We start from the raw sequence: 9,732 nt of genomic DNA, 5'->3' as shown, positions 1-9,732 counted from the left end.
CCAGAGACCAGAGCCTTATGATGTAAAGAAAAAGAAACCCACGTCTCAAAAGACGGGGTTTCTCGACACTCTGAGCATTCTATATAGAATGCTTTTTATGTTGTTCAACTAACTTGGTCTGTTAAAAGATGTACTATCATAACGTTGATTTTGATACAGAAATGTACTTTGTACTTAAGTTTGTCTAGAAGAATTGGTACTGTTATTTGTCACTCAATTGGTACTTTAATTGTGTCTAATTCATTTTTATAATGTGTTTGTATTTTGAAGGTCAATTATTAAAGGAGTGTAGCTTTATGTTCTGTGGATTATCTGCTTTTCCACTCACCCCCGTTAACGAGACAGGTATTGACGAAAAAGCATTTGTGACACTGATTCAACGATTAGTTGCAGCTGGTGTAGACTCAATTGGTGCATTGGGTTCAACTGGAAATTATGCATATTTTAATCGAGAAGAACGTTTACGTGTGCTTCGACTTGCTGTCCGTTCAGCTGAGGGGATTCCCGTGATGACAAGTATAAGTGCGATTCGTACTTCTGAAGTACTTCGATTAGCGGAAGATGCACAAAGAGCAGGAGCAAGCGCAGTGTTGCTAGCCCCTGTCTCCTATCAAACACTAACGAATGAAGAAGTATTTTCACTCTATGAACAGGTGACCAGTTCACTCTCCACTCCACTTTGTGTATATGATAATCCGAGTACCTCGCATTTCCATTTTAGTGATGAGTTGCACGGTCGGATTGCTGAGCTACCTAACGTTCGTTCTATCAAGATTCCTGGAGTACCTTCTGATCCCGAAGCAGCCAAGGCACGCATTAGAAAACTACGCACGACCATTCCTCCCCATGTAACTATAGGAGTAAGTGGAGATTCATTTGCAGTCACTGGCTTGAATGCAGGCTGTGAAGCATGGTACTCGGTTCTCGGTGGTTTGTTTCCAAAGGCGTGCCTAAAAATGACCCGTTTGGCCCAGGACGGTTTTGCTGATGAAGCGAAACGACTCTCGGCGCTACTTGAACCTATTTGGACGTTATTTCATCAATATGGTAGCCTTCGTGTTGTTTCAGCAGCAGCAGAAATAAGTGGCTTGATCTCAAGTCCCAGTCTTCCTTTGCCCTTACAACCATTGAATCAATCAGCTAGAGAACACTTGGAATTTATACTAAAGGATCTTCAATCTACAGAAACATTCTGTTGCCCATTCGGCTAATAGCTTTTCGAAGAGAAGACTACTAAGCACGTTTGCAGTAAAATTTTTCGTTATGAGTGTTGGAGGAACAACAGATGTTGGTTCACATTTGCAATTGGTGCTGAACGTGTTCCAGAGGCTTTGAATTACATTGTCCTAGAAGCAGACTCATTACCTCTCGAAGTCGATAAGGCTATTTCGAGACCTTATTGTCCAATACTTTGCTGAACTATCCAAGCATTCGTAATATCTTAATCCTTTTCTTCGTTAACAACAAAACTATCTACTAAAAAAAGCCAGCTATAATAGCTATAGCTGGCTGTTATACATTTTTTCAATTTACTTCCATGATCAAATTCATGCTGTCCTGTGTTAAACCAAATTTGAAGATGAAACGCTAGGTTTTGCAGGAATCACATGTAATAACTGTTTTGAATTTGGATCCTCCAGATTCACATGCACTTGATCATAATTAAATGAATTCGTAACAATAACCATTACTGTAGGATCATAACCCGCAGCCTTAATTTGCTCCAAGTCAAACTCAACTAATTTGTCATCAATGCCAATTCTATCATTTTCCTTAACCAATGGTTTAAAGTGTTGTCCCTTTAATTTCACAGTATTAATACCGATATGAATCAAAAGTTCTATACCGGAATCAGATACAATGCCAATCGCATGCCCGGTTTTGTACACGCTGCTTACCGTTCCGTTTACCGGAGCTGTAACAATTCCGCTAATTGGAACAATCCCTGCTCCTTTACCCATCGCTTCAGAAGCAAACACCTCATCGCTTACACTGCTTAAAGGAACAATTTGGCCATTCACAGGTACCACAACCTCGTTTGGATTTGCTTGATCACTCAAATTCGTCACACTCTTATTCGAAACACCGAAGAAATAAGTTAAAATGACGGCTCCAAAGAATGCAATAATTAATCCGATGACTTCTCCAATGAAACCTTGGCCTAAATAAGTTGGAATAGCCAACAAGCTAGGAAATGTAAATGTGGATGCATGTACTTCAAACGATCCAATAACAGCGCCTCCAATACCAGCAGCGATCATTGCACAGTAGAATGGACGCTTTAATTTAAGGGTTACGCCGTAAATTGCCGGTTCAGTGATACCAAAAATGGCAGTGATTGCTGCAGAACCCGATAGGCCTTTGATTTTGACATCCTTGGTTTTCAAAAATACGCCTAGAGCAGCACCTGCTTGAGAAAGTACGGCTGCACATACAATTGGCAACCACTGGTCGTATCCTTGATTAGCGACATTGTTTATCATCAGCGTAATCAGCGCCCAATGGACTCCAAAAATAACAATCGACTGATGGAACGCTCCTAAAACCAACCCAGCAAGTAATGGGGAGAAACCAAAGATTGCTAACAATACCATGGCGAACAGGTCACTGATCTTTGTGCCTAGAGGGCCGATAACAGCCAAAGTTAGAGGCAACATAATCACTAGAGAAACCAGAGGGGTTAGCATATTACGAATTGATTCCGGAAAGAATTTGTTCAACAAAGGTTCCAAGTAAGAGAGGCCCCAAATCGACAACAGAATGGGAAACACAGACGCCGTATACGTAATTGGTATGATCGGTATGCCAAAGAAATCAATCGTTTGTGAATTGGATACGATCTCTACTAAAGACGGATGAATGAGTGCACCAGCTAACGAAACGGCTACGAATGGGTTGACTTTCAGCTTCTTGGCCGCAGTAAATGCCAAGAAAATCGGCAAAAAATAGAAAATGGCATCACTTGCTGCATTCCATATTTTATACGCACCACTGTCGGTCGATATCCAGTTCATTGTTGTAAATAAAGCTAGAATGCCTTTCAAAATTCCGGATCCAGCCAAGGCTCCCAGAAATGGCGTAAATACGGCCGAAACAAAATCCATCAACTGACTGACAGGATTAAATTTCCCAGTTATTTTTTCTGAAGCGCTTTCATTGTTGCTAGAAACATGTAATGCCATTCCAGGTAATGATGTTAGTGCATCATAGACTTGAGCAACGGAATTACCAACAACCACCTGATACTGTCCGGCACTATTGACGACGGTAATAACCCCATCTGTGTTTTCAATCTTTTTAGTATCTGCAGCACTCACATCATTTAATTTAAATCTCAACCTAGTGGCACAATGCCACACCGCATTTACATTCTCTTTTCCTCCTACGCCATCCAGAATATCCTTTGCCAATTTTTGATAACTCATAGTTGTCCCCCCTATTATAAATGCCCGGACCATTTTCCACATACCGTATAACTGACACGATACAAAATGATCCGGGGGTGCCTTAATCATTCAGTCATTCTCATCCTAATCGTTGGTGGTTCTATGAAGATCCTCGCCGTTTGAATCAATAACTTGCTTATACCAGTAAAAACTATCTTTAAAATGGAATTGTCCACTTCCGTTTCCTTCATCATCATAGTCCACATAAATAAAGCCATATCTTTTGCTCATTTCAGCAGTACCTGCACTGATGATGTCGAAAGGGGCCCAGGTACAATAGGCAAAAACATCTGCTCCTTCATGTATTGCCTCTTTCAGTGCTGCAATATGCTCCTGGTGGTATTCGATGCGATAATCGTCATGAACTTTATTGTCCGCTGTTAAAACATCTTTAAATCCAAGACCATTTTCAGCCACCATCATGGGAACATGATACCTGTCCCAATATTTAGACATGCAGAGATATAATCCTGAAGCATTTATAGACCAGCCCCAGCGATTCGCTTTCAAATGGGGATTTTTGACGGTAGAATTAGGGTCCATCGTATTCTCACTAGCCTTAACAGTATTTGACCAGTAATAAGAGACTGCAAGGAAATCGGCTGTATTGTTCCGAAGCAACTCTTTCTCCGATTCCGTAATTTCCAGCTGGATGTCATGGTCTTCGAAATACGTCGATGCATATTCTGGATACTCGCCTCGAATCAGAACATCGCTGTAGAAATATTGCATTCGATTCCGTCTGAAATTCAGTTCGACATCTGCAGGTTCACATGAATAAGGGGCGGTTAATGTATCGGCCAACATCATTCCCATTTGAAGGGATGGATTTAGCTTGTGGCCAAACTCAGTAATCTTTGCAGAAGCAACGAATTGGTGATGAACCGCTTGAAACTTAGACTGCTCGTAATGATCAACTTTATCTTTCAGTATGCCAAGGGAGGCAAATGCCTCTTTGTGGACAAGGTTAATTTGATTGATAATGATCCAATATTTAACGATTTGGTGATATCTTTGCAGGACGGTTTGCCCATACTTCACGAAGAAATCAATCAGTTTCGGGTTTGTCCAACCGCCATATTGCTCAACCAAATTTAAAGGCATTTCATAATGGAAAATCGTGACGATTGGCTCAATATTTTTTTCTTTCATGTACTCAAATAATCGATCATAGAAGGCCAAACCCTGCTCGTTTGGAACGGTATCATCTCCATTCGGAAAAATCCTGCTCCAAGAAATAGACAACCGCAATGTTTTTACATGCATGTCTGCTAACGCATCGATATACTCACGGTATCGTTCGTAGAAATGTACTCCTTGGCGCTTAGGGAAATAGTATGTCCCATGTTTGTATTTTTCGTATGTTTCTGAATCCATGTCATTAAAATGTAGATCAATAGGATCAGCTCCTGGAATAAACGGCTGAATATCAGCGGTACTTAGCCCTCTTCCATCCCTGCGATGTGCACCTTCTACTTGATTAGCAGCAATAGCTCCTCCCCACAGAAAGTCTTTTCTTATTTTGCTCATGTACGTTTCCCCCAAATGTATTTAAAATTTTTGTACGATAAAGACTCCTGCAATAACCAAAAGAGCTCCCAATAATCGAGGAATATTCAAAGTGTGCATACTAGCACCAATTAATCCAAAATGATCAATGATCACCGACACGATTATTTGCCCAGCTAAAACGTATCCAACCGTAGCTGCTACTCCTATTCTGGGCATGAGAATGGTTGTCGCCAATACATAGAAAGCACCCAGTAGTCCTCCTGTCCACATCCACCAGGGAGCTTCAAACCATTCTTTTTTGAACAACGATCCTTTTACAAAAAAAGATATGATTATTAATGAGATGGCACCTACTGTAAAAGAAATGGCCGAAGCAACAATAGGTGATCCCACCACCGTCCTTAGCTGCGCATTAACACTAAATTGTGTAGGCAAGGCCATTCCTGCCAATAATGCGAAAATTATGAATATGATAGCCATGTATTTTCCCCTCTCAAATTCTGAAGATTGAATATCCCCTACAGATGAGTCAATAATATAACTTAAATATGGGAATACTAGATTGGTCACCTTCTCAATTTATCGATTAATCATTGACAACCCGAGTATAATTCACGCAGTATAATAAGTAAAATTAATAATAAATATAGGAGGTATACTAAATACTTATATGGATATTAATTATGAACTTTATAAGATCTTCTATATCACAGTAAAAGCTGGAAGTATGTCTAATGCGGCAAAGGAACTGTTTACATCACAATCGGCAGTTAGTCAGTCCATAAAACTACTTGAAAATAAGCTAGGTGGACAATTGTTCCATAGAAGAGCACAAGGAGTGTCCCTTACTACGGAAGGAGAGATATTATTTCAATATGTAGAACAAAGCTATGAGTTATTACAGGCGGCTGAAAGAAAATTTTTGGAATTAAGGAATTTAGATGCTGGCCAACTAAGAATAGCCGTAAGCACAACAGCTTGTAGTAACTTCTTGATGCAATACCTAGAGACATTCTCCTTGGCTTACCCTAATATCGAGATTTATATCAAAGATCAATCTACTCATTCTACAATTAAGCAGCTAGAGTCAGGCGAAGTTGACATAGGAATCATCAATCTGAACGGAAGCAGAGATTCTCTGACGGTGATTGGAAAAATAGAAATACAAGATTGTTTTGTAGTAGGTGAGAGATTTAAAGAAATATGTGATAAACCAATATTCTTAAAAGAACTAGTAGTAAATCACCCGATCATTCTCATGCAGAAAGGACTTAATACAAGAAAATATATTGACAACTTTTTCACTTCATATGGCTTAAAAGTAATACCTAAAGTAGAACTGAGTACCATGGAACTGTTAATTGAGTTTGCTAAAAAAGGTTTGGGCATATCGTGTGTAATCGAGGATTTTGTTCGCAGCGATTTGGATCAACAACAGCTATTCATAGTGCCCATCCAAGAAATCATACCTAAAAGGTTTTTAAGTATTGCTATCAAAAAAGACTTGCCCCTTTCTTCAGCAGCTCAGAAGTTTATTGAGCTTTTTCAAAGCTGCACAGTATAAATTTATAAATTGGGTTATTTATTAAAGAATTGTCTAAAAAAGCTCACTAAGGGCTTCTTATTTGACAGTCAACGAACCTCGCTTCAACCGCTCCAGAATGAGGTCGTCTGCTCCTGCGACAACTGGATAGTTGGTATAGTGAGCATTAAATAGGTAGATATCTAATCGGCAATGGAATAATCAAGTTCCTTGGCTCGGAGCAAGGAACTTGATTTCTTAAAACAAAAAAGCCGTCATTTAGGCGGCTCCTAATACAACATGCTTTTGTCCTCCGACATTTTTTTATTAACTCAAAGCTCAAGTCTACCACCCATTTTTTTGAATCAATCTCCTCGTTCCGACATGACGTACCAACCGCAGTGCCCTTCGGCTGTTAACTATTGGCATATGGAAAGCACCACCCGTATCCCGATGGGTGACTGAATATTGCATTGGAGTATCCATTTTGTCGGGATGTTTACTTTAGGTAACCATGTATCCCTGGACACATGGTTGGTGTATGGAAGGCAGATGATATGATCCTCAGATTCCAGTTTATGACTCCAGTAATTTTTTTCCTTCTCAAATAAGGCTTTCAATGGCATCCCTCCTGCTTCATGGGGTCTGTTACCCCAGTTGGAATGGTGCGTTGTTACGTACATGAGCGTTGTGTCGGAAAAAGAATACTTTGCAGGCAAGGGCAGGCGGACAAGCCGCCGCCCTCTGCACACGCAAAGTGAAATCATTGCATTTTAGAAAACGGATTTAGAAAACAAAGTCGATGGAATCCGGCGAGAAGCCTTCCGGTTGCTCGTCCGAGTTCACCTGAATATCGCTTAACAGCAAATCTGGATTGATCCCAACCTGGGACAGGATCGCTATCAAATCCCTGCTTAATCTCTCAATAGCGTCAGCACCAAACAGCTTCGTGCAATATTCAAACGAACCCTTGATCTCCCCATCTTCATCACTCATGGACAAGGTCAAATCTAATTTGGAAATACGATGCTTCTGAACATACGGACTGAAGGACAGCATTTCTAGCTTCGCTTCCTGTGACTCCATATTTTCCAGTACAAACATAGTGTCGAATAATGGGTTACGGCTTGCATCCCGTGCTACATCCAGCTTTTCCACCAACTCTTCCAGTGGATAATCCTGATGCTCGAAGGCTTGCAGCGTACGATCTCTGGCTTCTAGCAAGTAGTTGTGGAACGTTTGGTTGCCCCTCGGCTGATGCCGGATGGCTAGCGTATTGACGAACATTCCGATCAGTGGCTCCAGCTCAGGCAACAAGCGTCCTGCTACTGGCGTACCGATGATCAAATCGTCCTGACCGCTGTATTTGGACAGCAGAACGGTGTAGGCGCTTAATAGCACCATGTACAGCGTGCTTCCGGTCTGTGCCGCAATTCGGTGCAGTTGCTCGGATACATTTGCGTCCACTGTAAATTCATACATCGCACCCTCGAAGCTGCGAACAGCAGGTCTAGGATAAGCAATTGGCAAATCCAGTACCGGCAATTCTCCGGCTAAATGCTCCAGCCAGAAGTGTTCCCGGCGTTGGTATGACTCACGCTGCGTCTCCTGTTGCTGCCACACGGCGTAGTCTTTGTACTGAATTTGCAGCGGCTCCAATTCCTGTCCCTCGTACAGTTGTACCAGCTCCTGCACGATATTGTTAGACGATACACCGTCTGAAATAATATGGTGCATGTCGTACATCAGGAGATGGCGCTCTGGTTCAGTTTGAATAAGACGGACACGCAGCAGTGGTGCCTGGCGAAGGTCAAAGCTGCGTACAAAGGACTCGATATAGGCTCCGGCTTCGGACTCCCTGGCCTGCAAGTGCTCTACTGCAAACTCCACTTGATCGTAAACCCGCTGAACGACCTCGCCTTCCACCATTTCAAAGGAAGTCCGCAGCGTTTCATGGCGGGCTATTAACTGACGGAACGCATCTTCCAGCCGATCGGCCTGAAGCGGCCCCTCCACGGTTAATACACCCGGCATATTGTAGCTGAGATCCCCACCTTCCAGATGGCTCAAAATGTACAGTCGTTTTTGAACCGAGGAAACCGGGTAGTACGCCTGTTGCGCCGCCGCAGGGATCACCGTATAGGTGTCTGTACCGTGCGTAGCTATGAGCTGAGCTTGCTGCTCAATCGTGAAGTGTTGGAACACCTCACGCAGCGTAATCCGGCTGTCCAGTTCCTGATGGATTTTGGCCACCAGCGTCGTTGCCCGCAGGGAGTGCCCACCCACGTCAAAGAATGAGTCGGTGACTCCTACGGTGGACAGCTTCAAGACATCCTGCCAGATTTGGGCTAGTTTGGCTTCCAGCGGCGTCCGCGGTGCAACGTACTCCAGGCCTCCTTCGAGACGTGCTTCCGGTGCCGGCAACGCCTTGCGGTCGATTTTCCCGTTCGGTGTCAGCGGGAAACGATCCAGTTGTACCACATACGTCGGGATCATGTAATCCGGCAGCTTCGGCTGCAGTGCATTGCGCAGCTCCGGCAAACTCAGGGACTCTGAAGCTATGATATAGGCACACAGGTCCTTGTGCCCGTCTTCGTTTTCCCATGCTGTGACCACGGCTTTCTCAATGCCATCCACGGTCAGCAGTTGCGCTTCCACTTCGCCCAGCTCGATCCGGTAACCCCGGATTTTCACCTGATGGTCGATCCGGCCCAAATACTCAATGCTGCCGTCTGGCAACCACCGTGCCAGGTCACCCGTCCGGTACATCCGGTTTGCGTGAGTGCTGTCCGCTTGATCGGCTGCATCAGCGAACGGATTCGGGATGAACTTCTCTGCCGTCAGCTCCGGCAAGTTCAGGTATCCTCGTCCGACACCTGCACCTCCGATATAAAGCTCACCAGCGATCCCGATCGGTACCAGCTGTTGCTGGCTGTTCAGGATGTACACGGACTGGTTCGCTATCGGCGTTCCGATGGATACCGTATGCTCCCCTTTTTCCAGCAGTGCGTTCAGGGCTTCCACATCTTCAATCGTATAAGCAGTCGCATCTACCGTGGTTTCGGTCGGACCGTACACGTTGGTAATCACCGGACGATACCCGGACCACTTGTGCAGGAACATATTTACCAGCTGCACGGATAATGCTTCGCCGCCGATCAGGTAATGCTTCACTTCCGGCGCTTCCGTCACATTGACGCTTTCGTTCAAAATATGCAGATGCGCAGGTGTGCCGTCCGACAGATCAATCCG

The 9,732-nt window shown here is 43.5% G+C and carries 6 protein-coding genes; 2 read left to right on the top strand and 4 right to left on the bottom strand.

Features of this window, described 5'->3' with window-relative positions:
- Positions 1-296: 296 nt before the first annotated feature.
- Positions 297-1,211: a dihydrodipicolinate synthase family protein gene (locus ACL9RM_RS26075; protein WP_250268351.1), complete on the top strand. Its 915-nt coding sequence runs from the start codon at positions 297-299 to the stop codon at positions 1,209-1,211.
- Positions 1,212-1,562: 351 nt separating this feature from the next.
- Here the strand turns inward: ACL9RM_RS26075 and ACL9RM_RS26070 are convergent, their stop codons facing one another.
- From ACL9RM_RS26070 to ACL9RM_RS26060, 3 genes are all read right to left on the bottom strand, one after another.
- Positions 1,563-3,425 carry a beta-glucoside-specific PTS transporter subunit IIABC gene (locus tag ACL9RM_RS26070; RefSeq protein ID WP_250268349.1) on the bottom strand — a complete coding sequence of 621 codons (1,863 nt, stop codon included), beginning with the start codon at positions 3,423-3,425 and terminating at the stop codon, positions 1,563-1,565.
- Between the two features lie 105 nt (positions 3,426-3,530).
- Entirely contained in the window at positions 3,531-4,976 is a 1,446-nt protein-coding gene (locus ACL9RM_RS26065) for a glycoside hydrolase family 1 protein (RefSeq protein ID WP_250261356.1), read from the bottom strand.
- A 21-nt stretch (positions 4,977-4,997) separates the two neighbouring features.
- Positions 4,998-5,438: a DMT family transporter gene (locus ACL9RM_RS26060; RefSeq protein ID WP_023988632.1), complete on the bottom strand. Its 441-nt coding sequence runs from the start codon at positions 5,436-5,438 to the stop codon at positions 4,998-5,000.
- Positions 5,439-5,628: 190 nt separating this feature from the next.
- On the opposite strand from ACL9RM_RS26060, the gene ACL9RM_RS26055 reads away from it, so the two are divergent.
- A complete protein-coding gene (locus tag ACL9RM_RS26055; RefSeq protein ID WP_250268347.1) occupies positions 5,629-6,522 on the top strand; it encodes a LysR family transcriptional regulator in 894 nt (297 codons plus the stop codon).
- Positions 6,523-7,266: 744 nt separating this feature from the next.
- Here the strand turns inward: ACL9RM_RS26055 and ACL9RM_RS26050 are convergent.
- A partial coding sequence (locus tag ACL9RM_RS26050) for a condensation domain-containing protein (protein ID WP_414126681.1) occupies positions 7,267-9,732 on the bottom strand: 2,466 nt, incomplete at its 5' end.

It is taken from the genome of Paenibacillus sp. S29 (assembly GCF_049319765.1).
Taxonomy (GTDB): Bacteria; Bacillota; Bacilli; order Paenibacillales; family Paenibacillaceae; genus Paenibacillus; species Paenibacillus polymyxa_B.
This window is presented reverse-complemented; position numbering and strand designations above follow the sequence as displayed.